This window comes from Anaerobiospirillum sp. NML120448 (assembly GCF_023050945.1).
In the GTDB taxonomy this organism is placed as follows: Bacteria; Pseudomonadota; Gammaproteobacteria; order Enterobacterales; family Succinivibrionaceae; genus Anaerobiospirillum.
This window is the reverse complement of sequence record NZ_JALKIM010000049.1, coordinates 1-26,040: the sequence shown is the minus strand read 5'-3', so window position 1 is coordinate 26,040 and position 26,040 is coordinate 1. Positions and strand designations below refer to the sequence as shown.

Sequence of the window (26,040 nt, the reverse complement as noted above, 5' to 3'; positions counted from 1 at the left end):
ATATTTATACTATTGCTCCTGCAAATTAACCATATATATGCGGTTTTATTTAGGTAAAGGGAAAAACTAAAAAAAGTTATCAACTAGCCTTGTAATCTTTAAAGTGTGCATCTATTATAGATACCGTAATATCTATTAACAAAAACATGCAGGCTCCCATTTTCGGTGCACAGCTTTTTAAAACATGCACCATTAATATGCTTAATAGGTTTTGGAATTTGAGCTTGTTTATAGAGGATGCGACAACTAGGGATACCCTATCAAGCACCTCACTTTTTATTGCTGAACTTTTTGACATCAAAACACTTTATCAGACAATAGACATACCTTTAGGTATTGCCAAAAACAACTATGTACCCATCAATGGGTATCAGCTGGGCCTTTACAGGCATCTGATCATAAATAGTAATCAAAGTAATTAATTGATTGTGGCTGTTTGATTTGATTACTTTAATTGTTGTAGGTTATTTATTATGGCATTCTGGTTAATTCAAGCTCAAAATAATCAAGACGAGCGCTACTTCTTAGAGAATTCTTGTATTTGCTGCCTTGAGGAAAACTTAACTACCTCAATGTTAGACTTTTACAATGCACATGATTTAACTATTTATCTTGAAGATGAATGCCAAGTAGATTTCCAATGCGCAAAAAATTGGTGTGATATTTGTTGGCCATTTGCTCATAATATGAATATTGGTGACTTCGTTGCTTTATTCAATCTTGATGGCTCTACTATCCACTATGGCCGTGTTACCAGCGATTATAGCTTTGATGAACAAGCACAAACTCGCTATGTCCATAAGCGTAATGTAGTATGGTTTGAGCGTGGTGTTTTAATTTCAGGCTTAACTGATGAAGGTCATATGATGTTTGACCGCTCTGAGCAAGTTTGCCAGCTTGACGGTCATGCTTTTATGAACACCGTAATTGCTGCTTACAAATATGCAATTCCACAAGTTGCAGCCGAGCGCTTAGTGTTTAATGGCAATAATGCTGATGAGATTTTTGCACTAACTATTGATACCAATGGTTCATCTCCTGAGCGTGTTACTGATCCAGCTCGTATTGTTGCACCTAAGGTAGAAGCTCCAAAGACTAATGTAGATCCCGTAGTTCGTGGAGCTAGTGCTACAGCTAAGGCTAGTGCTCAATTGTTGGATAATGGCCCTAAAGCTTCTACCAGCGCTCAAATTATGCAAAATGTTAAAGACGCTAAGGTAGCTCAGGCTTCACAAGTAGCTGCTCATGCAGCAGCTGCCGCTCAGGCTAATGATTCTAAGCAAGCTTTAAATAAGCGCTTAGCCGATATCATTCAGCAAAAGGTTTTATCTAAAGAGCTTAGTTTAACCAATCTGATTGAGAATATTATTAGAGCTAAGGGCTTTGATACTAAGATTCGCCCAGAGAGCAATGCACGTAACACCACTTTAATTGCCTCTAGCACCAAAAATCGTGCTGTTAAGGTTAGTGTGCAAATTCAAAATTATGATAAGCCTTTATCTGCTCAATCTTTAGAGTTTTTAGGACAGATGATGAAGTTCTATAGCACTGGACATGCTGTATTAGTTTCTTTATCTGGCTTCGAGCAGGGAGTTTTAAATCAGGCTCAGGCTAATAATAACGTTAAGCTCTGGTCCTGTGATGACATTGCTAACGAAGTTTTAGCTTGCTACGATAAGTTAGATGCCAACATTCGTGCATCTTTACCACGTGCTTTATAAGATTATTTCAGGATTCAACACTCAATCAAACATAAGGTGTCCTGCTTTAAAGTAGGATAGTTGTAAACCGTGCCTTAGAAATTTTTATCTTAAGGTGCGGGAAATCCTTTGAAATAATGCTTTATTTATCGCAGCTTTGAAAAAGTTAACGTAATTTTTCCTTGTACTTAATTTTCTTAATTCAGAAAAGATTTCATTTTGGTGTGTAATTATTGATGATCATCGATATGATGAGCTATAAAAATATGGCTTAAAGCCATTGGCAATCATATTGTTCAATATCAGCATCATCAAACTATGCAGCATAGCAATACAGAATGCTAGCAGCAAAGAAGACAAAATATTCCTATAAAAAACTATAGGACATAAAAGATCACAATCGAAAGTAGCCTGGCCTTAATATTGATTAGGGCCAGCTCTCTAAGCTCTATTATTGATCAAGCATTAATTTTTGCAGCAAGATAAACGCTAAATTTTGAGCAAGCTCTCTTAATAGATACACGATTCTATTAAAAATGTGCGCTTTATCTAATAAGAATAAAATCGATTTTACCAATACGCTAAATCAAGTTTCATTGCAAAAGTCTGCTAGGCCTCAGTCTCCTAAAATAGAGGCCTAGAACCTAATAGCCATAAGGTTAAGCAAAAGCATATTACCTTGCCATCGTATTGGAGTGCTTGCCTCCTATAGCTAAAAGGAGCAAGCAAATGGCCTAAGGCAAAACAGGGCTAATTGGTACAAGTTTCATTACAAAAGTCTGCTAGGCCTCAGTCTCTCAAAATAGGGGCCTAGATCCTAATAGGCATAGGGATGGCTAAGCAAAAGCACCTTACCTTGCCATCGTATTGGAATGCTTGCAGATTAGATAGGCAAACAAATGGCCTAAGGCACAACAGGGCTAGCTAATTGGTACAAGTTTAATTGCAAAAGTCTGCTAGGCCTCAGTCTCTCAAAATAGGGCCCTAGATCCTAATAGGCATAGGGCTGGCTAAGCAAAAGCATTTTACCTTGCCATAGTATTGGAATGCTTGCCGCTTAGATAGGCAGGCAAATGGCATATGGCACAACTTGGCTTGTTGGTACAAGTTTCATTGCAAAAGTCTGCTAGGCCTCATTCTCTCAAAATAGGGGCCTAGAACCTAATAGGCATAGGGCTGGCTAAGCCAAAGCACCTTACCTTGCCATCGTATTGGAGTGCTTGCCGATTAGATAGGCAGGCAAATATCCCAAGACAAAACGAGGCTAATTGGTACAAGTTTAATTGCAAAAGTCTGCTAGGCCTCAGTCTCTCAAAATAGGGGCCTAGAACCTAATAGGCATAAGGTTAAGCAAAAGCACCTTACCTTGCCATAGTATTGGATGCTTGCCGCTTAGATAGGCAGGCAAATAGCCCAAGGCACAACAGGGCTAATTGGTACAAGTTTCATTGCAAAAGTCTGCTAGGCCTCGTTAGTGGAGCTGCTTGAACACAGTGGGCCTAGAATCCTATTAAGTTAGGGTTAGTGCTAGTGTACTAGAATAGGAGTGATTTTGCTAATGTGTTGAGTAAATGCAATTAGATGGTTTGAAATTTTGGTGGGCAGTGGGCAGAAATAAAAATGGTTAGCCTTTAGGGCTAACCATTGTATGAAAGTCTTATCAATTTGTGCGTGGACTATCTGTTAGAAGATAGTTGCGCTTTGATTATTGGTATGTGCTAAAACCTGCATTAAAGCCATATCGCTTTGGAAAGTTTTATTAACCTCACGCTCCATAGCACGTTCTTGTAAATCAGCACCCTTGTTAATAGCAATGGTGTTGCCTAGCACATTGTGTTCATTGCGTAAGACAAAGTTAAAGTCTTGAGCGGCAAAATCTGCAGTGTTAATTTTGGCTGCATCAATAAGCTGGTTCATATGCTCGGATAATTGAGCACCAGTTAAGCTGGAAGTTCCGAAATAAGCTGCGGCATTTTGACCGTGAGGGCCATTTTGAGTGCCGAAGATCATTTCGTTTACAAAGGTATTAAGCTCGCTCTCTGCACAGTTTAAATCTTTAATGAAAGATCTCATGCCTGCTGGCAACATGGTAGAGAAATCTAAGGTCTTATCGGCAAGATTAATAGGAGCATCTGGATTATAAGGCTCTATCTTGAGAGCTTCTCTAGCTTGCATAATCTTAGCAAGATCTAAAGCGCCTACAATCTGAGCTGCCTCAGCGGCAATATTGTCCGATCCTTGGACTGCACTATTAGTGCTAAGAGCAGCGTTGTCTGAGCGCAGATATGCATCAGGGGCGTTTACACCACTAGCGGCATTTAATTGCGCAAAGTTTACATCCTTTGTAGAACTAATAGCTTGTGAGCTGGTAATAGCCTGGCTATTAGAAACAGGTTGATTGGCTGCTTTGGCAAGAAGTTGGGCAAAATGAGCACCATTATTGCCAAAAAGAGCATTATTTGCACGATCAACATCTAAAGCGCCAGCGGCACCACGTCTAGCTACACCAGAGGTAGCCTGGGTGGATACACCTGAAACCTGCTCTATCTCACTGGCATTTTTATAAAATGCGGCAAAGTCACTTGGTTTTACATTAGCGCTGTTTTGAGTCTTGCTCAAAGAGGCACTAAAGCCAACTGAACTTGCGTGAGAAATGTTGCTAATGGACATAAAAAGCTCCTTCTAAGCAAGCTAAGAAAATCACTTTTGGTGCTTAAACTCAAGCTTGGTATGAGTTTTTAAATACTAAGTCTGAGTAAAAAGTCACTCTAATTTTCATGCTTAGCACTTTAAGATGTGCAGCTAATGTGCCAAGTTTTACAAGTTCATCAAAATTAAATAAAAAACAGTATTATTGCAGGGTTAACAATAGTAAGCAGTGCAGTATTTAAGCCATTTGTTGGAGATAATGGTTGTTAGTTAACTTGCTGTAGCTCACCACAGAGTTCACAGTTAAAAAGTGGTGAGCGGCAGACTGCTAAGGACAAATTTTGCCGCTTGGCTATGGTGAGTTAAGTAAATTTTTCCGCATCTATGATTAGAGGTAATTATCTTTAAGCAATAGGGCGCACTTTTGTGGAAGCACACGCTCTTTTTTCTTAGCTACAGCTTTGCCGCTCTTTGGTGGTGGTGGTAAAAACCAACTATCTACTTCATATCCGCATCCTGTTCCTTGTGGTACAGGAGCTTGAGATACGCACTCAGGGCTATCAAAAGGGCATTTTAGGCGTACGTGCATATGTGCTTGATGGCCAAACCAAGGACGAAGCTTTTGTAAAAAACCATTATGCTCTTTATCTTGGTATAGAAGGCACATGTGTTTCTTGATCATAGGGGCAACAAATATACGGTCAACTCTAGGATCTGAGGCTGCGGTCTTAATATAGACTTCAATGGATTTGGTAAAAGTTGGTTGAATTTTAGTGCCTTTAACAATATACACATCTTTAGGTGAGGCAAGTTCACTAGCTGATTTGCGTGGTAGGGCAAAGTCAAAAGGCAAATCTACATCAATACCAGTATTGTGGCTGGCGTGATTAGATTTTTGGCCGTAAGGGCCTCCTAAAACACGAGATAGATCGCCTATTAATAAAGGAGGAAGGCCTAAGTCCTTGGTTCTGTGGCGCAAATCAGCTAAATATTGCAACATGAGCGGGTGAGCATAATTGCGACCTGCAGCCCAACGTTGTAGTTGGAACTCTTCTTTTTGATCACTAAGTTCACTTGAGCCTTCGATGCAACCTGCGGCAGTGGAACCATAAATACGAGAGCTAGAGCCCTGATAGGGGGTAAATTGCCCTTCATAAATATAGCCTTGGTCGTGCGCTAATTTTTGTGCTTGCTGGTAAGAGGAAAAATCATTGCTAACTAGCACGCTAGAGGTAGTGGTGCTAATGTTGCCTGAGTAAGAGGTATTACTACTAGACTCTTTAGAACTGATATCTGAGGCACAAGCGCTTAATAGGCCTATAGCTAAACAAGTGCTTAATACAGAACACAGTTTGCGTGAACAAAAAAAGTGCTTAACCATAATTATCCTTGGATGGTGAGCTTTTAGGATTGGTACTCTTGGATACCTTGACCATAGATTTGTGAAAGTCAAGCTATTATAAGCCATTTATGGCCCAATAATTGGGGCTTAATGGATAAGCTTTTTTAGGTGATCAGACATGAGGCTATGAAATTGCTATAATTACCAAAATTTTTTTTAGCATTGATGTTGTGATTTGGCCTTATGCAGTTTCAAAATCTTTTAACTTATTTGTCTTATCCTATAAAAGCCGTAGTATCACGTTCTTTTTATATTGATGTGATGTTTAGAATGAAGGGAGTGGGATTAGTATATTTGCTAATTTTATGTGCTGCTCTGGCTTTACCAGCATGCTTGCAAGTCAAGGAAGTTTTAACCAAATTTAAAGCTTTAGATTTGCCAAGTGTAGTGGCACAAATTCCTGCTAGCACTATTTCTCCTCAAGGCGTGCTTGAACCTATCAATCCTAATGATACTGCTCCTTTAGTAATTCGTAATACTAGAGGCGAGGCGGTAATGTTCTATAACCTTGAAAATGTTGAGGTTAAGGGCGTAACAGAGCAGCCTCCTATTACTATTACCTCTCACGCTGCTATTATTAGAACAGGCGAAGGATCTATTAATGTTCCTTGGACTTCTATTTATGGCAATAATGGTGCTCAATTTGAGCCTTTAGAAGCTGCTGGAGTATTAGAGCAAGTCTTTAGTGCTTCTTTTTTTTCCATTTGGGTAGTAGTAACACTGTGGTTTTTATCTTCCTTAGCCTTTGTGGTGTTGGTAGCTGCCAGCTTGACTAAGGTATTTAGTCTTATGATTGCTAAAACTAAGGTGAACTTTGTGTTAGCTTTACGTGTTAATGCCTTTGCTACTACATTAATTGGCTTTTTCACTTTGGCCCAATTCTACGTAAACTTTTCGCTATCATTTATTGTGATGTGCATGGTGCCAATTGTTTATACCATGTCAGTGCTATCAATGGTTCGTAGAGATATTGTAAGAGCCTTAAAGGATCCTTATTTTGCTTTATCTAAGAAAAACCCATTTTTAATTTGGTTTGATTATCAAAGTCGTTTATTACCAAACAACACCTTAGATAGAGGTCCTGAGTTTGAAGCTTTAACTGTAGAGCAGCAACAAGAGCGTATTGAAAATCTTAAACGTAATACTGCTCGTGGCATTGACTTAACTACAGCTGTTCCTGATGTTAACTTCTTTGCTCAAAAAACAGCTAAAGCAGAATATGGCAGTCATCAATCAAGAGAAGAACGTCCATTTGATAACCAAGAGGTACAAAATAATCAAGGGCCTTATTCCTTTGATGAAAATGCAGGTCTTGATGATCCTATCTTCAAAGAGCCTAGTCAAAACAATGAAAAGGCTGGCTCAGTACGCTCTGGTAATAAAGGCGAGGATTCTAGCTTTACTCCATAAGCTTAATAATGGTGCTCATGTATTGTCTTTTTTGCTAAAATTGTTTTTTAGGTTTTTTATAGTTGGGAGGAAATGTGTTGCGCAAGATTGTAACTGCTGCGGCATTAGTTGGGAGTATGGTCGTAGCTAGTAGTGCTCAAGCTCTAGTATTAGAGTGCAAGAATGTTGCTCACGTACCAATCTCAGTGGCCGTATCTTACTTAGACTATGATGGAAAAACCTGGATGGTTGAAGGCTGGTACAATTTAGAGTCTGGAGCTCGTGCTAATATACAATTAGATAGCTCTAATGACATTTTCTATATTTATGGCGAGTTTGAAGGCGATCAAAGAGTACAGGGCGGCGAGGGTAGCTTAGATTTGCCTGTATATTATCGTACCTTCAAATATGTCCATGGTCAGGCTAATATGAAGGCTGATGAAAAGGTGTCCTTTGTCAGAGGTGTAGCTGCTAATGGTGTAGCTGAAATTACCTTTGGCCCAATTAGTCAGTAATAATTGGCTTAATCATTACACAAAAAGGCTGTCTAAGTGTTTTAGACAGCCTTTTGTGTATTAAGTGCACTAGATTTTCCCCAAGAGAGGTAAGTGCAAGCTTAAGGACAGATATTTCCCAAGCATTATTTCATGCAGTTGCGGCGATGGTTGTTGACTATAATACTAGTACCTTTGCCGGTTAACTTTTGGAATAATTCATCAAACCCATGCTCAAGGGCGTAGTCCATTTCCTCTTTGTATATAGGGACAACTTGATAGAAGTTAACATTTTCACCATTTGGTAGCTGCATGCATATTGCATCTTCTTCAACATATTGAGGCGCTAATATCATAGTACCGCAAAGTTGAGTACAGGGTGCATATGGTTCTTGATTGTCTGTAGTATGGCCATAAGCAAGCCAGGTATTGCATTCTATTGGCAAACGAGCTAAGCCTATTAAAAGGCGAACAGGCCAATACCAATTATCATCATGCAAGGACTTTTCATCTAACTTCCAAGATGCTGGCAGAGCAATTACTAATTCGGCACGCTCAAGTTGGTAGCACCTTAATTCTTGAGGCACGTTCATTCTATGAGCGCCCATACCCATAGTGGATAAGGTGTAATAGGGGTGCTCTTCATTTGGCGGGATCACACAGATATCTACATGAATATCGGTAGACACAATTTCATGCATGAAATATGAAACAGGGCCAAAATAATTATTAATATGGGCCTCAACAGCCTCCATTTCCTCATGGGAGTACATCTCAAGGGCTTTCTTGCGTTTTTTATTAGCCATGATTAACTAAATCCTCTGTTAGTGAGTAATGTTGTAATCGAATCCGAGCAACTATATATGCGACTTTCGTCGCTGAGTAGAATTAACCTTAAGCTTTCACAACATTCTTAGCTGAACCTTTAATAGGCTTTCTACAAGTAAAAATCCCTATCCTTACTAAGGACAGGGATTTGTTCTGTACAATGTAAATTGAGTTTTTGCCCCAACGTGGAAGTAGCTTACTGTGAGCTTAGCTTAGGCAGGCCCTGCTTAGTCTGGGGCCAGGCCTAGCTTAGCTAGCTTTGCCTAGCATGGCTAGGCAAGGCTAGCTGCGCTCGCCTTCTTCAAGCCACTTACGAGCCATAGCAAGATTGGTATCAAAGTCCATAGCGCCACCAGTAAAGCCAGCACGGTGAACAAAGATAGTACCAGTTAAGCCTGTTACTTGGTCAAGTTGCTCAAAATCAAGACCACGCCATGCCTTTGGAGCAGTAAGCTTATTTCTAAAGCGCTCAGCTAAAGAGTATGGTAAGGACTGTACACGCCAGCCACGCTTGCGATCTGGATAAACAGCCAACATACAATTAGCAAACTTATCAAAGTTGGCAAGTACGGCCTGAGTCCAAGGTAATTTCTCGTGCATGATAAGGATAGAGCCACCATCATAAACGCTTAATACCTTAGCAATGCCAATTTCTGTATAAAGAGCATTAATAGCAGCATTGATTAATAAGGTTTTTAAGATCTTAACTGTGGTCATAAAGTTTTTATCTTGCTCAGTACCAGAGACGTTAGGCAAGTTTTGCATGGCCACAAGATAAGGGATATCTGGAGTATAGCGGTAGAACTCATTGAGCTCATCCATTACTCTTTGTTCGCCCTCATTAGCAACTTTAATTTGATCATTTAAATAGGTATTAAGTTGGCCATTGTCGTTGAGATCAACACCATACATAATTTCACGATCAATGCGCTCTTTAGCAGCTTGATAGATTTCTTTAGTAATTTCATTACGCTGCTCTAAAGTAAAATAATCTAGAGCAATTTTACGTAAGTATTCATCGCCAAATTTAAGCCACATTAAACCAGCAGTGGCGTAATTAATGCCATTATCTCGGCTTAAATTAAATTCATTAGAGTGGTGATCAAAATGCTTTTCATCATTGATTCCAGAAACATCAATAATAATGTCAGCTGTCTCTAGCATGTGGGGATCACGGGAGCGGATAACCTCAGAGCGCTCATAAATATATGAAATTATGGCACAAGCTAGTGTTTCATCAGCATGAAAACTACCATCATGGGTTGCAATTAACACTTCAATCCCCTTAGCAATTTGCAAATTAATAGAATCAAACAGTAAAAAAAGCCAAGTCATATGGCCTAATAATTCTATCATTTTTACAAAAGCTATGGGCTACTAACTGAAGCTATGCAGTATTTTTTTCATCTAAAAGTCAGAGTAATTAGGCTGAAAGCCTCGTATCTAGCCATTTGAGCAAGCTTAAACAATTCAAAAAATCACTTTCTTGCTAGGCTCTAAGCTTTAGTAATTTAGATGGCTATTTGTTGCAAAATTGTGATTTAGTTAAAAATAATGTTGTACAATGCAGCGTCTTTTAGCTTATTTTTAATGTTCTGAGGAATAGTACAAGTGACTTTTAAACTAGACAAAATTTATCTTGCTCCTATGGAGGGCGTATGTGATGCCCCAATGCGTAAGGTTCTTACCCATTACGGAGATTATGATGAGTGTTTCTCAGAGTTTATCCGTGTCACTACCGATGTGCTTCCGTATAAAACTATTTTGCGTGATGTACCAGAGCTAAAAGAGGATGCTAAAACAGCTTATGGTTGCCCATGCCGTGTTCAGCTTTTAGGAGATGAAAGTGAGCCTTTGGCTCAAACTGCACTAAGAGCAGTAGAAGTAGGTGCTAAAGGTATTGATTTAAACTTTGGTTGTCCATCCCGCTTTGTTCATCACGGTGGCTCTATGCTGTTAAAGGAGCCAGAGCTACTACATACTATTGTTAGTCGTGTACGTGAAGTCTTAGATCCTAGCATTGTGCTTTCTGTTAAGTTCCGCTTAGGCTTTTTAGATGCTGATGAATTACCAACTATTATTAAAGCTTTGGCTGTAGATGGCGTTGATGAATTAATTATCCATGCCCGCACTCGTAAAGATCTCTATAAAAAAGAAGGTCTTAATTGGCCTGCTATTGGCTCTATTATTGGTCAAACCAATAACATTCCTGTAGTAGCTAATGGTGATATTGTTGATTATGAAAGCTCACAACAATGTGCTCAAATTACTAAGACAGATCGTCAAATGATTGGTAGAGCGGTATTTGCAATGCCAAATATTCCTCAAGTGCTAAGAGGCCAAGAGCAGCCTTTATCCATGGATAAGGTCTTACAAATTGCCTGGGAGTTTGCTCAAGAATTAGAAAGCCGTGGCTATCCTGAAAAATCATTAATGGATAGATTAAAGCAGTTTTTAGGCTGGGCTCAAAAATATGATGGCCGCTTACAAGAATTTTTCCGTACTTTTTGCCGCTCTCAAGGCACACTTGAGGCACAGCAATTGCTAGAGACAAAGATATCTGATCTAATTAACAACCCTCAAGCAGCTATTGAGGCAACTAATGCTCACAATGACATGCCTGAGGAGCGCTTTAGCGGCCCAAGAACAGAGTAGTACATTGGTGCTATATGCTAAAATTGCAAGGCAAATCACTTTGTAAAGTATTTGTATTAGCTAAAAGCACTTAAAAGGTTAAAATAATATTATTTGGAGCGTAATCAATTGATAAGAGGTTTAGCTACTAGTTTTAGCAGTTAGCCCCAATTGTTTATAGCAAGTTGTTTTTCATGGTTTACAAGAAGGCAGGAAATATGGCAATTGTTGCACGTAAGTTGGCTAAGTTTGTAACAGCGTTGGCTGTTAGTGCGTTAGCTTTAGGAGTGTCTTCAGTAGCAAATGCTGCCGACGATGCAAAGTCTATTGAAGCTAAGAGCGCAGACTATATGCGCAATATCGTCCCTGTATATTTCCCACCTGTTCCATTTGGCTGGAATATTGAAATTGAAGATAATATAGTGCGTTATATCAATGTTGCTAACTCTAAAAATAAAGGTCAGGCAACAACCATTAAAATGCGCTATACCCGTAAGACCAGCCGTATGGATGCTTCAAGATATATGGACTTTTATATCCAAAACCACTCTTGCACAGATAAAGTAGAGCAGGGCCATGGCTTCTATACCACCTCATGTGTAACTAACAACACCTATACCATTGTAATTGGTGAGGTCAATAATATGTACATTATTGAACTAGTAGGTGATTACAATGCCGCTGCCCGAGCCATTATTGAAAATTATGTAGGCTCCATTATTCGTGGTAAGCGTGTCTTCTATGATCGCTCTATTGGTGAGTTGTACGCCGTGCAAAATTAATAGTTTTACCAAAGGCACCAACTATCTTTAGTTAGTGCCTTTTTACTTTCACCCCTTACCAGCCAAGCTAACCTCAGCTGCGCTTAGCTTAGCTTAGCTTAGCTCAGCTTGGCCTCGCCTCGCCTCGCATCACCTTGCTTTGCTTCACTTTACTTGCCTTTCCTAACTTCACTTTAATGCCTTGATCTAAACTGCCATTACTGTCGCATCTTCAATGGTGCTTGCTTGATGGAGACTTGCCGCTAAGGCTTTTGTAGGGGGCTTGCCTTGCTTTAGGCTTTGCTTTTTCTTAGCCATTATTGATAAGCTAAAAATAAGATCATTGACAAACCTGCTTCTATCAGTGCTGTTGTTGCTGTTGCAGGTATTGGTGCTGGTGCCGCTATGTATGGCTAATGAAAAGCTTCTTAGCTAAGAGCATGGCCATAACGAAAGCTTTTAACATGACCCTCGCCATAAGTAACGCCCAGGCCTGAGCTCGGGTCAAGATTCTGGCAAGCCAGGGCTAAAGCCTGGGATGGGGAGCGGGTTTGGGAAAGGGGCAGGTTTTGATGGTTGCTTTGTCATATTTTTTGCCGTTTAGTGTGGTAATTGATCAAAGAGGCAAAGATTGAGCGCCTTAAGGATGGTTTGGTATGGTTGACTGGCAATGGTGGTGGGAAAAACTGACACTTGAAAGAGGGTTGGGGATCGAAAGACTGGGAACTTAAGGTCGGCAAAGAGCTTATCTAGGCTGTTTTTAAGTAAATAGAGTGACAATCTTTGATAATTGGCACTGTAGTTGCTTTAGATAGAGTACTAGATTGAATTATATGAAAATCTTGTTAACTTGCTCTTATAAGCTAGGTTTTAGACCGCCACTTAATTTTGTATTAAGTATTTATAAGAGAGAGATAATTACAACATTGTAATCGAGCTTATTGTAAGTTAGCATGCGGTCGAAGATTGTTTCTATAATTTAGTTTACGAAAAAAGGCGAGCTTAGGCTCGCTTTTTTCGTTTAAGTGCATTGCTTTTTAACAAAGAAAAGGGCTTAAGTCGATATTGACTTAAGCCCTCTCAATTAATCTTTGAGCTTAATGGTTTGATCTGGCTTTTGAGTTTGTACTCCTAAAGGAGAGTTGATAGCCATTTGCTGAGCAATAGAGCTACGGTACTCTGACGCTACCACCTGCACTTTAGCATCTGATGGTTTCATCAAAGTAAGACTACCCTCATCATTATGAGAAGCTTCAAATAAGCCATCTAAATTAGTAGCTTGACTTAGGTCTAAGGACTGATTGCTAGCACTATTAGTAAGGATCAAACCTTTAGGCATGACAGATTCCTCACTTTGATCTGCATTGGTAATAGTAATTGGACTATTAGGCAAAATAGTCTTATCACCACTAAGAGCAGAACTTTCATTAACACCATTTAAAGGGTTAAAGTCAGAGGCATTAATAGGTTCAAAGTCCTTATCGGTAAGCTCATTTTGAGTATCATTTTGACTGTGGTTTTGTAAGGCAAGAGCAGCCTTTTGCTCTTGACGCTTTAAGTAGCGCTCACGAGCCTTTTCTTTTTTGCGCTGGCGCTCTTGGGCCTTCTTTTGGGCTTCCTTTTCAGCCTTCATAGCAATCTTATTTTGCATGGCAGAGCGGAAAATAGGTGTTACCTGATGGATAACATTATTAACCTCGTCAAAATTAAAATCGCTACCTAAGCATAAGCTAATCAGCTCACGATCCTTCTTTTTGAGATCTAAGCGATCTTTTCTTAAAGCCTGAGCAATGGATGGTCGTAACATGCCCATAACAGCATTAGCGCGCTGAATATTACTGCTAACACTATCAAGATAAGTACTTGGCTGCTTGTTATTTTCCTCAGAGCCTAGTTCATTAACAAAGTTAATCGTATCTAAGCCATCTAAGCCAGCTACACTATCAACATCATACTGGTGCTTTAAAGAGCTTAAGCCATTGCCCACCTTATAGATCTTAGGATCATTTTGAGCATTAAAGTGACGAGAGTAACTTAAATGAATGTTACTACTATGGTCGCCAGTATTAGCAGTAGTGCTCTGTACAGTAGACTTTAATGCAGATTCTGCTGTAACTTGCTTATCCTCAGTATCTTTAGCTAAGACAATAGCGCCATTATTATTAAGCTCATTAAGGTTAGTATGGGATGGAGCAACAGACTTATTACTCATACGCTTAGAGCGTAGTACTTTAAAGCCAAAAGTACCATCTACCTTATCAATGCCCTTAATATCACTATTGTTTTGCAATACTTGATGATTGAGCTTGTCTGGGTCTAAATCACCCAAAGCAGCGTGAGTTAGCACATATTCTTGACCATTGACTAGCACTTGGCGTTGCTTGAATTTTGGATATTCAAATCTTAAAGCCACAGCAAGTTTACTTGGCTTGCTATTAACCTTAGTTTTAGTCTCCTCAGGAGCAGAGGTTAATTTGCCGCCCTCATAGTCCATGAGATCCTGCTTTTCTATAAAGCTAGTGGAGCTAGTGCTATTTAAGGTTAAAGTTGCAGAGCTTTCGTGTAAGAATGCACTGCTACTTTGATCTAATTCCAGACCACCAAAAGCCATAAAAGCATTATTCTCAAAAGAGTGCATATTATCCATGCTGAAAATATGAGTCTTCTCTAAGCTGTTTTCAGTCAGCTTGACCTCAGAATCAAACATGCTCTTAGGGGCATTTAAGCCTAACACCAAGTTACTATTAAACTTGTGATCATCATTTAAGGTTAAATCAGAGCCTTCAATATCTTTAATGCAAGTTACGCCAGTGCCCATAATTTGAGCCTCTGTGCCACTCTCTGTCTCAGACCCAGCTCCAGCATCCCCAGCCTTAGCTTTTGCATTAGCATTGGCATTGGCATTTACATTGCCATCAGCGCTGGCACCAGAGGCTAAGCCAGTGCTAGCGCTAGCGCCATGGTTGGCGCTGGTGCGATCGCCTGAGGCGGTGTTAGCATCGCCTTTAGGGCTCATATCTGGTGCCTGAGAGCTTACTTGGGCCTCTTGAGGCTCATTGGCAGTATTTAAGGCAGCATTGGAGGTATCATTCCATGAATCACCACGAACCGCAGCGTTATCATCAATTTGACCTGAAAGAGAAATACGCTTTTTGTTAGGGTTGAGGTTAAATACAGGGCCATTGCCAAATTGGCCAAAATGGCGATACATAAATTCTTGGTGCTGCTCTAAGAGTAAAGTATTAAGTAACTTGGCACCAGAGATATCTAAATGACGTAACTGGGAGAAAATCTTGGAGAAGCAGAGATTATTAACAGCATAATCTTGATGCTCAATCCAATATTGCTTGCCTATTAATAAATAGCGGTAGAACAAATAGGTAAGCATCTCAGCATTGTCAGAGAAAAAGTCATCAGGAGCCTTATTACCCATGAGTAAAGCGGCAGCCTGGGAAACAATTTTCTGGCTACTAAAAACCTTGCGCTCTTGAGGGGCCAATAAGGTGTGTACCTTAAGATAGTCTAAGCTACCTTGTAAGATAGTTTCACCCTCTCTCATATAGCTTTCCCACTTGTCACGCATAGCTAACAATTGGCTATAAGCCTCATCGTAATTTACAGATTCAGCTAAAGCCTTAGCATCCTCCATAAATTGGCTACGCATATCCTCAGGTAAGGAGAAAGAGTCAAATTGTAAGAGCTCAAGTAAATTAAAGTGCATAGTAGCGTCAGGGAAGTGATTCTTCATAGAGCGCTCTAAATAGCGGCACTTAAAAGCAGCAACAGCAAAACAGATTTCGCTACAGCCTAAATCCTTTAAATGGCTTAAAATTGCATCCCAAAAAGAAACACTAACACGAGAGCTAGTAAGATCTGGAACAATGCCTAAGATGTCTTTACGACCATCTAAAGTGACACCTAAGATAAAGAGAGTATGAACATTAATAACTTTCTTTTTACCAAGCTTAATGTGCATAGGATAGGTGTCAAAATAGACAAAAGCATAGTAAGGCTCTAAAGCAGGACGATTTTTAGCCCACTGTAAAGCAGGTGCTTGCATGGAGCTAATAAAATCAGTGATTTCACGACGCTTGATAAATTGACGGAAGTCAAAAGCATAGTCATCAATGATCTTATTTTTAGAGGCACCCTCTAAAAACTTTAAAAATGCTGGAAGACCAATATAAGCAATACCATTTTCATTTTGACGTACTGCTTTTACCTGCTCAAATAAAGAGGTGAAAATGCCCTGAGTATCATTGCGGCGTGACCATGAGTCAAGGAACTTAACCATAAAGTCAGTGCCTTTAATTGGTTGAGTTTCACGCTTAATAGGGGCAAAGAGCATTTGATCACGTCTATTGTGCGGCATCATGGCGGCTTGACGCTCAGCTAAATCAGTAAGATTTGGCAAGCGATCTTTAATTTGCACGCCACAAGTCTCAACAACTTTGCGATCAAACTCGATCTTGTCAGGAATGGCTTCTAAGTCACGATTAGGGCGCTGGTACTTTTTACCCTCAGCGGCAAGTTTGGCTAAGGCCTCATTACGGGCATCACGCACAGCTTGAGCGTGTCTTTCTAATTTAGCACGGTGTTCTTGGGCCTTGGCCTCTTTATGAGGATCAAGCTTAGTCTCTTTACGAACTACAGTAATGACATTGCCCTTACGGCTAAAGGTAACAGACTTTTTGTTGCCACGAGTGTTACGCTCAACCTTTTCAATACCATTAGCCCCCTCCATAGCTGCCTTAATAGCTTTGGCTTTTGCCTTGGCCTGGCGGCGCTGTTGGTTAGCTAAATACTCCTCATCACTAAGCTCAGTATTGCTATCAGGTGCAGCTTGTCTCTTATTAGTTCTTAAGCTTAAGCGAGTGGTAGTTTTCTTACCCTTGCTAGAGCTAGAACCTGTGCGTCTATTAGTAGCGCCAGAGGCTTTCTTAGTGTTGCTTTTAGCATCATTTGCGCCTGCATTAGCGGTGGCAGTGGAAGTATCACTGCTAGTAGAGCCTTCTTGAGCACTCTCTTGATTCTCAGTTAGCGGCTCTTCATACCATGAATTTTGTTGAGCTAGCTTCTTTAAAGCATACTTACTAAGGTGTTTTTTAGTAGTTGCTTCATTTTGAGCTGTGCTCTCTTGGATTTTTTGGGCACGTGACTTTTTAGCCATATTATATTGTCTACCTATGTGGTGTTACGGAGGGCCATGCAAGTAAAGTAACGCCAGGGAGCTATTATTATCAATAAAATTACGATCGCTTTAGCAAGTGTACTTAAGTGAAGTAATGACTAATACCAAACATTAAGTGGATCGTTTAGCATTAAGCTCTGGCGTGGTTCTTGGTAGTCCCAAAGCTAGACCAGCAATTAGCGACTAGTGCTATTGCTTTAGAGTCTAGAAATATAGATGCTCATTTTAGTTTTTTGGCAGTGTTCGTGCAAGTTTTGCTACAAATAAAAAAGGCATCTTGAAACCAAGATGCCTAATAAAGATAAACTTAATGTAGCTTACTAAAGCTTATTTTGTTTCTACCTCGGCCTTAGCCTCATCAGCTTTAGCCGCAACTGTCTGGCCCTGTAAATTAGCGTCTTGCTCATCGCTAGTATTAGCTACGCTCTTAGCAACAGTAGCATCAGATGCAGTCTCAGTATGAGCTTCGGTCTCTACACCAGCAGCAGCGTTATCGGCACCTGCGCTAGCACTAGCAGTGCTCTCAGCTGTAGTAGCAGTAGCAGCGCTAGCAGCTTGCTTCTTGGTCTTGTCTGGGAAAATAAAGGAAGACACAATGCCTAAGCCTAAAATCACAGCAATTACCATTAAGGAGGTATAAACATCAATGTCGATACCAAAGCCTGTTAAGTGTAAGCTGGCACTGGCACCAAGCTTGAAGGCAATAAAGAATAATAAAACAGTAACAGCCTTTTCTAAGTGAATGAGATACTGTCTCATGGCATCTAGCACGAAGTACATGGAACGTAAGCCCATTACAGCGAAAATCATAGCTGAGTAAACAATTAAAGGCTCACGAGAAACAGCAATAACAGCAGGTACTGAGTCAAAGGCAAACATCACGTCAGTAGTTTCAATTACTGCCAAGCATAAGAATAAAGGAGTAGCGTAGATAGCACCTTTACGCTTAAGCTCTAAGCCCTTGTTTTCCTCTTTTTGTAACTCTTGCTCAACGTGCTCTTTGTTAACAAAGAAAGAGTGACCAACTAAACGAGGGAAAACTGGGAAGAATACTCTTACTGCTCTAAAAGCAATATGATTGGAGTAATCAGCATGTTCGTCGGCATCATCGTCTTTTTTACGTAACATCATGACACCAGAGGCGGCTACCATTAAGGCAAAGACTACTTCAACAATTGGGCCTAAAGCAAAGAGAGTAGAGCCAATTACTACGAAGAGTAATCTAAAGACAATAGCACCTAAGACACCCCAGTAGAGTACACGGTGGCAATATTGCTCTGGTACTTTAAACCAAGCAAAAATAGCCATCATTACGAAAAGATTATCTACAGAGAGCGCTTGTTCAAACAGATAACCTGCTAAGAAGAGGGAGGCTACTTCACCATTGAAGTGGAAATACAAGAAGAGAGCAAAACACATGGAGATCGAAATCCAAAACAATGTCCATGCAACTGCGGTTTTTAAGGCAATAGGTTTATCTTTACGGTGAGCCCAAATATCAACAAAAAGGGCAAATAAGGCTAAGATACCAAATATAATCATGGTCTCTGGCTCAAGACCAATATGAGTATTTACAGCTGGATCGCTTACGGGTGTGCTACTAAGTGACATGTACTTCCTAGGTTTGTAAATGATGCGTAATCACAACAACTTTGCTAACTCAAAGCATAATAAAAAAGCTTGCTTCTAAAGAAAGCAAGAGGCATGAAAAGACGCTACGTTCTAACCAACACAACTAAACACTAAGCCAAGCTAAGTCTTGTCTTAACAATAATTAGCTTTTAACAGCTATTTAGCTTAGGTTTAAGCCATTTATTTTAATCTTAAAATATTAGTAAAAACATAGAACTGCAAATATTTTTTGATAGCCACTTACAAAACTAATGATTAACTAGAATTAAGGTGCATCCTAATTTAGTTAACCTTGGCCCACTTTAGTAAAAGATGCCTTTGATGCAGGGTAAAACTAAAGTTCACTCCTATGATAAATTAGTGCCTTTTGATCATGCCATCAAGGGCTTGTTATTAATGGCTTTGCACAATTGGGTAGGGGAGAGTGTAATTAGCATTCCTGGTGTGACTGTACCAGTAAAAGATCTGGTGCAATATGGCGACGGGGTGTATTCTGATACTTCCTTTGCTTGGATGCGCTATCCAGATAATTTTATTATCACAGTAGCGATTAGCAAACCTCAGTTGCAACCAAAAGCAGTATTGGTACGTGGCTTTGAAAATAGTGCTCTGCAATTTGATCCTTATCAAGTGTTTTATAGAACCAAGCAGTCTTTTATGGCTAATCACGAAATAAGTTCAGCCTTTTGTCATTTCTGTTACTTACCAGTATTCGGCAAAATAAGCCTATCTAAGTGCTAAAACTCAGTACCATAGCTCTTGGAAATTCCTGGTATCAACAGGCAATGTACAACAAAGCTATAGTTGCCTAAGTGAAAGTATAATTTTAGGTGCGGGCGCTTAGAGCTAGACTCCTTACCAGTACTGGCAGATCATTGGGGAGTGGAGCTGCAGTGCGGCAGTGCGCCAGTACAGCATTGGAGCGGTGCGCCAGTGAGGCGGTGCGCCAGTTTGGCTGTGATAATTTGTTGCACGTAGAGTTTACTGTATTAAAGGTAAGATAGGGGATTAACTGTAGCTAACTGCGATAAGTATATGATTATATTTAAATAATAGTTGATTATCAGAGCTACTGTACAAAATTAACTTTGTGTTAAGAGTCGATAAAGCTTTTCATTTTTGTTTCGATACCATTTCAAATGGTATTATGCTGTGCATAATATGAAAGGCCATCAACAAAGACTTTGTGCAAGAAAAATATTTTGATTGGTATATATATATAGATATACACTATTAGGTGTTAAAACTATGTGTTTGGTCACTGAAATTTTAAACCTAAAATGATAATGTGATTTAGGTTGCAAGCTTTGTGCTTTCATAGTGTTAGATAATTTTGAGAATACTATAACCTTGCATAATTTTAGCTAACGACATTTACCTATTATGCAAGCTAAACCGTTTGAAACTCATATTTTCTTATAGTTTTATGCATGCTTATTAACAAACCTCGTGCAGTGTTTACAAGTTTAATACCTAAAATTAACTATAAGTAGAGTGATTGTCTCAAGGTAAAAGATCTGTGGTAGTGATCGAACTTGCTTGTTGGGCAATAACACCTTAACGGTTAACTTTAAAATCAATGTGCTTATTGATCTAGTAATCTCAAAGATAATTAGACTTTTTCGAGGACGGCGATGAAGTTAAATCTTCCTGTAACTGACAAACGAATTTTGTTTTCTCCAGATGAGAAAATTATTTCCTTTACTGACTTAAAAGGTATTATTACTAAGTGTAATCAAGCTTTTGTGAACGTATGTGGCTTCTCTGAAGAAGAGTTGATTGGTAAAAACCACAATATTGTTCGCCACCCTGATATGCCTCCAGCTGTTTTTGCTTTGATGTGGTCAGTTATCAAGCAAGGCAAGCCTTTTATGGGTATTGTAAAAAACCGTGCTAAAAACGGTGATTACTATTGGGTAAATGCCTTTATTTCACCTGTATTTGTTAATGGTGAAATTGTGGGTTACGAGTCAGTACGTTATGCTCCTGATGAGCGTGATGTAATACGCTCTGAGAAGATTTATAAGGCTATTGCTGAGGGTAAACGATTAACCCCTCGTATTCCTATGCCTCCTAAATCAATGCAATTGGCCTTTTGTGGTGCCTTTGTAACCTTGGGACTGTTCTTTGTTAATCCAATTGCAAGCTTAGTGTGCGGTGTAGCTTTTCCTTTTGTGGCTGTAGCTCATCAACGTTATATTATCAAGCGCAAGGTTCATAATTTAACCAAGCTCTTAGCCGCAGTTTACGATCACCCTGTAAGTAGATTATGTTACTCCCATGATCGTGAAGACGAGTTCATGTCAGGCTTACGCTTAGCTATTTTGACCAATAATGCCAATATGATGTCCATGATTAACCGTGTTGAGGACGCAATTGATATTATTGTTACTCAGGCTAATCAAAGTGCTACCTTATCCCATCAAAGTGCTGATGATATGGGTAAGCAAAGCACTATGTGTGGCAATATTCTTTCCTCTATGTCCCATATGAGTGAGATGCTTGAGGAGTTGCAGCAGTCAGTAGTTTCAACCGATCAATTTGCTACCCAAACTCATCAGCAAGTTCAAGAAACTTATGAGGCTACCGAGGCTAATAAGCAGGCCCTTAATGATATTAGTGCTGGCGCTAATGATTTAGTGAATGTAGTGAAGCAGCTGTCTAATAGTGCAGATAAAATCTCTGAACTATTACGTACTATTGTTGACATTTCCGATCACACTAACTTATTAGCACTTAATGCTTCTATTGAGGCAGCTCGTGCTGGTGAATTAGGTCGTGGCTTTGCTGTGGTAGCTGATGAAGTTCGTGCTTTGGCTATTAAGTCTAAGTCTTGCACAGCAGAAATTAACTCTTGTGTTACTGACTTAATTAATAACTCTAATCGTGCCGTGGAAGCATCTCAGCACTCTGTAGATTTATCAGATGCTGGTCATAATGCCATTTCTGATAGTGCTAAGAAGTTTGATGTTATTAAGGAGCACATTAGCCGTATCTCTCAAATGACTCATAGCATGAATGAGACTATTGGTAATCAAACCAGTATCGCCCATCAAATTGAGCAAGATGCTAACTATGTAAACAAACTGTCACAAGAGTGTTCGGATATTGCTAACGAGTCTGACAATACCATTGATAAGGCCAATGCTACCTTGAATAACCTCAAAGACATGGTTGAGCGCTTTGAAAGAGAGTACCAAAAGATTAATCGTTAATTTAACTTGTAAACCATGCGCTAGGGTATTTAGCTCTTACCGTCCTAGAGATAAGTACTTATAGTCTTAGTACTAACTAGCGTTTAATTATCCCAAAATCCTGCCAGACATATGACTGAGCAGGATTTTTTTGTCCTTAATAAAAGAAAAGCCCGCAGCAAAATTTTGCCACGAGCTTGATATAAATGATGATAGATAATTGAAACTTTTTAGTTTAACTCTCTAAAAGGCTCTTACTCACGCCCTCTCACGACTTCACACACTACCTCACTCAGCTAGCCTCTTTTGCACTATCAACTCAAAAGCCATACCCTAAGCATAGTACTTAGCAGTAAGCTTAATCTTGCTTAAGCTTACTCTGCCTTATGGCAATACCTTGCTTATCATATAGCCCATAGCCCATAGCCCATAGCCCAGAGCCCAGAGCCTGGTGGCGCTTGGCTCTTGGCTATGAGGCCATACACCATTACTAAGTTAGGGCTTTAGCTAAGCCCCAGACTAAAGCGCAGGGGCTGGGGACTTAAGCCTTGGCTTAGGCCCTGGCCAAAGCCAGGGCCAGGGGCTGGGGCTAGTTTTTGAAGAGCTTTATTAAAGAGCCTTTGTATAGTGGGGAGAGCAGGCTGATAATGGAGAGCAATAAGAATACTGCACAAATTGGGCTAGTAGCAAAGATCCTTAAGGAGCCATCGCTCATAATGAGTGAGCCTGTAAAGTTCTGCTCTGCTAAGGAGCCTAAAATAATACCAATGATGACACCTGGAACACCGACATTGGTTTTAGCCATGAAAAAGCCAATAATACCTGCGGCTAACATGATGTAAACATCGTTCATGGAATTGTTGTAAGAATAGGTTCCAATTACAGCCATGACTACAATAATAGGTAGCAAAATGACCTTTGGAACATTTACTACTTTGACAAAAACTCTAATTAAAGAGAAACCAAATAAGCCCATGGCAATATTAGCAGCTAACATGCCGATGAAAATAGTGTAGACATCAACAGCATTATTAACAAAGAGTAGTGGGCCTGGCTGGAGGCCATGAACCATTAAGGCACCGAGAATAATAGCAGTTGCACCATCACCTGGGATACCTAAAGTGAGTACAGGGATAAAAGCACCACCTACAATTGAGTTGTTGCCTGATTCAGAGGCTGCAATACCACGAGGATCGCCTTTACCAAATTGAGATTTATCCTTAGCCCAGCGTTTAGCTTGATCATAAGAAATCCATGATGAAATATCACCACCAGTGCCTGGGACGCAGCCAATAAAGGTGCCAATAAAGGAAGATCTAAATAAAGTAGCTAAGGTAAGCTTAAAATCTTTAAAGCTTGGCAGTACAGAATCAATCTTTACCACCTTCTTAGGGCCTTGATCTTTAAGTAAGTCTTCTACATTTAAGAAAACTTGCGATAGGGCGAATAAACCAATCAAGATTGGCATAAAGGAAATGCCGCCAGATAAGTATAAAGTGCCTAAAGTAAAGCGCTCCATACCACTCATAGCATCAAGACCGATAGTGGCAATAAATAGACCGATTAAACAGCCAATTAATCCTTTTAAAATTGAGCCAGTTGATACCGAGGTGATCATGGAAATACCAAAAATAGCTAAAGCAAAGTACTCAGGCTTAGAGAATTGCAATGCTACCTTGGCAAGCAGGGGCGCAAAGAAAATAAGGCAAATACAGGAGAAAATACCGCCAAAAGTAGAGGCTGTAGTGGAAATAGATAAGGCTCGTCCAGGCTGACCATGAACAATCGCCATAGGGTAGCCATCTAAGGTAGTAGCTGCTGAGGCTGGAGTTCCTGGAGTTTTAAGTAAGATAGCGGTGATAGAGCCACCATAAATAGCGCCACAGTAAATGCCTAAGAGCATTACAATGCCGCCTAAGCCACCTACAGAAAAGGTAATAGGGAAGAGTAGGGCTAAACCCATGTTTACGGATAAACCAGGCATGGCTCCAATAAAGATACCTACACCTGTTCCTGCTACTAAGAGACCTAAATTTTGCAGGGTAAAAATCATACCCATGGCTGCGATGATGTTTTCCATATTATTAGGCTCCGCTACTCAATAAAAAATGGTAAAGGGAATGATAAGGAGAGCAGCTCATCAAAAACTACATAAATGACAGCATTGAAAATTAAGGTAACGCTAGCAATAAGAGGGAGTTTACGTGCGCCCAATAAATACATGGCGCTTGCTAAGAATAAGATAGTTGCAAGATAAAAACCGATAATAGGCAGAACAATCACATAGGCAATCACCCCAGCCATCATTTTGTAAACTAAGACATTGTCTACCGTAATTAAAATTACCTGTTGTTCTTGGAAGGTCTTTTTATTTCGTAAGGTGTCAAATACTAAGAGGGCGGCTACTGCCATAAGAGCGACGCCTAAAATAAAAGGCCAAAAACCAGCTCCTGGGCCAAACATAGACATTTCTATACCATAGCCATATGAGGTATAAGAAATAGCAGCACCTACCAGGGCAGCTATAAAAGCTATGACATAGTTGCTCATTTCCATATTGGTCATACCAAGCTCCTCTTAATTAATAAATTGTAACTACAAAGTCAGCCCCTCATAGTTAAAGGACGAATTTAAGAGCATCACGAACATGAAAAAGCCGCTCCTATAATACTTAGGAACCTGCATAGGAGCGGCTTATGATAATTAGGGGGATGAGATAGTACTACTTCTTCATGAGATCTTTTAAGAACTCGGCATACATAGCGTCATCTTCTTTCATCATCTTGTTGGCATCCTCACCAATGATAGAGGTTGGATCAATACCTTGCTTTAAGAAGTAGTCTGCAAACTCTTTGGTGCTGGAAACTTTCTTAGCAGAGGCACGTAATACATCTAAGACCTCTTTTGGAGTGCCCTTAGGTGCTACTAAGGTAGCCCAAGCACGTACGGCCATATCGTGACCTAACTCCTTGAATGTAGGAACATCAGGGAACATCTTGGTACGCTCATCAGCCATTACAGCTAAGATCTTCAAATTGCCAGCCTCTACTTGGCTCTTGAATGATGAAGGATCAGCCAAAGTAGCACTAATATGCTTACCAGCCATAGCAGCAGCAATATCTGCTGTGCCCTTTGGATAAGGAATGTGCTTAACCTTAACACCAAATTCCTTTTCAAAGGCTAAAGTAGCAATGTGCCAAATAGCGCCTACACCTGAGTTACCCATCATGACCTCACCAGGGTGCTCTTTTAAGTAAGAGACAAATTCTTCAAGGTTGTTGTATGGTGCATCCTTTGGAACAATTAAAGCTGCTGGGGCAGCAATAGGAGCAATAATGGAGTCAAACTCGTCGACTGATAATTTAGTCTTGCCTTGGTGAGGGAAAATGGCTAGCTCTACAGTAACCATACCTAAGGTATAGCCATCAGGCTTAGCCTTGGATACATCAACCATACCTACAATGCCATTACCATCAGGCTTATTGACTGGAACAAACTTAACATTGCCCATATCCTCTTGCATCATATTAATAATGCCACGAGCAGTGGTATCAGTGCCGCCACCTGGGTTCTTAGGAATAATTACAGTGATATCTTTATCTGTTGGATAAGGGCCAGCCATTGCTTGTGAGCATAGACCACCTGATAAAACCATGGCTACAGCAGCTGCTAATAATAGAGGTTTACGCATTTTTGACTCCAATTTTCATAGACAAAGCCCTGTGCAGCTATCCGCACTGTTTAGGGCATACTAACCAAGCTAGAACTACAAGCATAAGCTTCAGTTAATTACCAATTTTTAGTTAGTCTCTTATAAGTTCAAGCTCAAGGAGCTTAATATTATGTCTATCGTAGGTATAAGAAACTAACAAGCCACCTTGGTAGGCCTTAATACATGGATAAGATAGCTCTCCATCGTGAGTGTCTAAATCCATGATTTTTTGGAAATTAACCCCATCAGTACTTACTAATAAGGTTAAAGGGGTTCGTTTGCCAAAATTAGCTTTCACTAAGTTGCAGCATAAGAAGAGATCATTACCTATAGTAAACGACATAAATAATTAGGTAATAAATAAGCTTAGTACTACATTCATGTTAAAATAGTTTTAGGTATAGCTCAATATAGTCTCTTAACATGAAAGTACGTAAATTTAAAACTGATATTG

General features: G+C 39.8%; 17 protein-coding genes. 7 read left to right on the top strand and 10 right to left on the bottom strand.

The window, feature by feature from the left end:
* Positions 1-473: 473 nt before the first annotated feature.
* A complete protein-coding gene (locus MXE38_RS08680) occupies positions 474-1,721 on the top strand; it encodes a restriction endonuclease (protein ID WP_246913975.1) in 1,248 nt (415 codons plus the stop codon).
* Positions 1,722-3,383: 1,662 nt separating this feature from the next.
* On the opposite strand, the gene MXE38_RS08675 is transcribed toward MXE38_RS08680, so the two are convergent.
* Complete coding sequence (locus MXE38_RS08675; protein ID WP_246913973.1) at positions 3,384-4,370, bottom strand: hypothetical protein; 987 nt, start codon at positions 4,368-4,370, stop codon at positions 3,384-3,386.
* A gap of 367 nt (positions 4,371-4,737) precedes the next feature.
* On the bottom strand, positions 4,738-5,730 hold the full coding sequence (locus tag MXE38_RS08670) for a penicillin-insensitive murein endopeptidase (protein WP_246913971.1): 993 nt from the start codon (positions 5,728-5,730) through the stop codon (positions 4,738-4,740).
* Between the two features lie 204 nt (positions 5,731-5,934).
* Here MXE38_RS08670 and MXE38_RS08665 point away from each other — a divergent pair, with 204 nt between their 5' ends.
* Entirely contained in the window at positions 5,935-7,161 is a 1,227-nt protein-coding gene (locus tag MXE38_RS08665; RefSeq protein WP_246913969.1) for a hypothetical protein, read from the top strand.
* Positions 7,162-7,235: 74 nt separating this feature from the next.
* A complete protein-coding gene (locus MXE38_RS08660) occupies positions 7,236-7,655 on the top strand; it encodes a DUF1036 domain-containing protein (RefSeq protein ID WP_246913967.1) in 420 nt (139 codons plus the stop codon).
* 125 nt (positions 7,656-7,780) lie between these two features.
* On the opposite strand, the gene MXE38_RS08655 is transcribed toward MXE38_RS08660, so the two are convergent.
* Both MXE38_RS08655 and MXE38_RS08650 read right to left on the bottom strand, forming a co-directional pair.
* A complete protein-coding gene (locus MXE38_RS08655) occupies positions 7,781-8,440 on the bottom strand; it encodes a suppressor of fused domain protein (RefSeq protein WP_246913965.1) in 660 nt (219 codons plus the stop codon).
* Between the two features lie 304 nt (positions 8,441-8,744).
* On the bottom strand, positions 8,745-9,797 hold the full coding sequence (locus tag MXE38_RS08650) for an MYG1 family protein (protein ID WP_246913963.1): 1,053 nt from the start codon (positions 9,795-9,797) through the stop codon (positions 8,745-8,747).
* A 276-nt stretch (positions 9,798-10,073) separates the two neighbouring features.
* On the opposite strand from MXE38_RS08650, the gene MXE38_RS08645 reads away from it, so the two are divergent.
* On the top strand, positions 10,074-11,117 hold the full coding sequence (locus MXE38_RS08645; protein ID WP_246913961.1) for a tRNA-dihydrouridine synthase: 1,044 nt from the start codon (positions 10,074-10,076) through the stop codon (positions 11,115-11,117).
* A gap of 197 nt (positions 11,118-11,314) precedes the next feature.
* Positions 11,315-11,878: a hypothetical protein gene (locus tag MXE38_RS08640; RefSeq protein ID WP_246913960.1), complete on the top strand. Its 564-nt coding sequence runs from the start codon at positions 11,315-11,317 to the stop codon at positions 11,876-11,878.
* A 1,063-nt stretch (positions 11,879-12,941) separates the two neighbouring features.
* Here MXE38_RS08640 and MXE38_RS08635 read toward each other — a convergent pair.
* Complete coding sequence (locus MXE38_RS08635) at positions 12,942-17,027, bottom strand: transposase (protein ID WP_246913959.1); 4,086 nt, start codon at positions 17,025-17,027, stop codon at positions 12,942-12,944.
* Positions 17,028-17,375: 348 nt separating this feature from the next.
* Entirely contained in the window at positions 17,376-18,659 is a 1,284-nt protein-coding gene (locus MXE38_RS08630) for a TerC/Alx family metal homeostasis membrane protein (protein ID WP_281503179.1), read from the bottom strand.
* Between the two features lie 342 nt (positions 18,660-19,001).
* Here MXE38_RS08630 and MXE38_RS08625 point away from each other — a divergent pair, with 342 nt between their 5' ends.
* Complete coding sequence (locus MXE38_RS08625) at positions 19,002-19,421, top strand: hypothetical protein (RefSeq protein WP_246913958.1); 420 nt, start codon at positions 19,002-19,004, stop codon at positions 19,419-19,421.
* 893 nt (positions 19,422-20,314) lie between these two features.
* Positions 20,315-21,895, top strand: a complete 1,581-nt coding sequence (locus MXE38_RS08620; protein ID WP_246913957.1) for a PAS domain-containing methyl-accepting chemotaxis protein — start codon at positions 20,315-20,317, stop codon at positions 21,893-21,895.
* Between the two features lie 568 nt (positions 21,896-22,463).
* On the opposite strand, the gene MXE38_RS08615 is transcribed toward MXE38_RS08620, so the two are convergent.
* The 4 genes from MXE38_RS08615 to MXE38_RS08600 all read right to left on the bottom strand — a co-directional run bounded on the left by MXE38_RS08615 (position 22,464) and on the right by MXE38_RS08600 (position 25,929).
* Positions 22,464-23,954 (bottom strand): tripartite tricarboxylate transporter permease, encoded by a 1,491-nt coding sequence (locus tag MXE38_RS08615; protein ID WP_246913956.1) that lies wholly within the window; start codon positions 23,952-23,954, stop codon positions 22,464-22,466.
* Between the two features lie 14 nt (positions 23,955-23,968).
* The gene (locus MXE38_RS08610; RefSeq protein ID WP_246913955.1) at positions 23,969-24,439 is read right to left on the bottom strand and encodes a tripartite tricarboxylate transporter TctB family protein; all 471 of its coding nucleotides are present in this window, start codon (positions 24,437-24,439) and stop codon (positions 23,969-23,971) included.
* A gap of 157 nt (positions 24,440-24,596) precedes the next feature.
* Positions 24,597-25,565 carry a tripartite tricarboxylate transporter substrate binding protein gene (locus MXE38_RS08605; RefSeq protein WP_246913954.1) on the bottom strand — a complete coding sequence of 323 codons (969 nt, stop codon included), beginning with the start codon at positions 25,563-25,565 and terminating at the stop codon, positions 24,597-24,599.
* A 112-nt stretch (positions 25,566-25,677) separates the two neighbouring features.
* The gene (locus MXE38_RS08600) at positions 25,678-25,929 is read right to left on the bottom strand and encodes a hypothetical protein (RefSeq protein WP_246913952.1); all 252 of its coding nucleotides are present in this window, start codon (positions 25,927-25,929) and stop codon (positions 25,678-25,680) included.
* Positions 25,930-26,040: the final 111 nt, after the last annotated feature.

Excerpts from the sequence above, each read along its gene's own strand:
- MXE38_RS08680 (WP_246913975.1), top strand. The coding sequence starts at position 474 with ATGGCATTCTGGTTAATTCAAGCTCAAAATAATCAAGACGAGCGCTAC.
- MXE38_RS08675 (WP_246913973.1), bottom strand. The coding sequence starts at position 4,370 with ATGTCCATTAGCAACATTTCTCACGCAAGTTCAGTTGGCTTTAGTGCC.
- MXE38_RS08670 (WP_246913971.1), bottom strand. The coding sequence starts at position 5,730 with ATGGTTAAGCACTTTTTTTGTTCACGCAAACTGTGTTCTGTATTAAGC.
- MXE38_RS08665 (WP_246913969.1), top strand. The coding sequence starts at position 5,935 with ATGCAGTTTCAAAATCTTTTAACTTATTTGTCTTATCCTATAAAAGCC.
- MXE38_RS08655 (WP_246913965.1), bottom strand. The coding sequence starts at position 8,440 with ATGGCTAATAAAAAACGCAAGAAAGCCCTTGAGATGTACTCCCATGAG.
- MXE38_RS08650 (WP_246913963.1), bottom strand. The coding sequence starts at position 9,797 with ATGACTTGGCTTTTTTTACTGTTTGATTCTATTAATTTGCAAATTGCT.
- MXE38_RS08640 (WP_246913960.1), top strand. The coding sequence starts at position 11,315 with ATGGCAATTGTTGCACGTAAGTTGGCTAAGTTTGTAACAGCGTTGGCT.
- MXE38_RS08635 (WP_246913959.1), bottom strand. The coding sequence starts at position 17,027 with ATGGCTAAAAAGTCACGTGCCCAAAAAATCCAAGAGAGCACAGCTCAA.
- MXE38_RS08630 (WP_281503179.1), bottom strand. The coding sequence starts at position 18,659 with ATGTCACTTAGTAGCACACCCGTAAGCGATCCAGCTGTAAATACTCAT.
- MXE38_RS08625 (WP_246913958.1), top strand. The coding sequence starts at position 19,002 with ATGCAGGGTAAAACTAAAGTTCACTCCTATGATAAATTAGTGCCTTTT.
- MXE38_RS08620 (WP_246913957.1), top strand. The coding sequence starts at position 20,315 with ATGAAGTTAAATCTTCCTGTAACTGACAAACGAATTTTGTTTTCTCCA.
- MXE38_RS08615 (WP_246913956.1), bottom strand. The coding sequence starts at position 23,954 with ATGGAAAACATCATCGCAGCCATGGGTATGATTTTTACCCTGCAAAAT.
- MXE38_RS08610 (WP_246913955.1), bottom strand. The coding sequence starts at position 24,439 with ATGACCAATATGGAAATGAGCAACTATGTCATAGCTTTTATAGCTGCC.
- MXE38_RS08605 (WP_246913954.1), bottom strand. The coding sequence starts at position 25,565 with ATGCGTAAACCTCTATTATTAGCAGCTGCTGTAGCCATGGTTTTATCA.
- MXE38_RS08600 (WP_246913952.1), bottom strand. The coding sequence starts at position 25,929 with ATGTCGTTTACTATAGGTAATGATCTCTTCTTATGCTGCAACTTAGTG.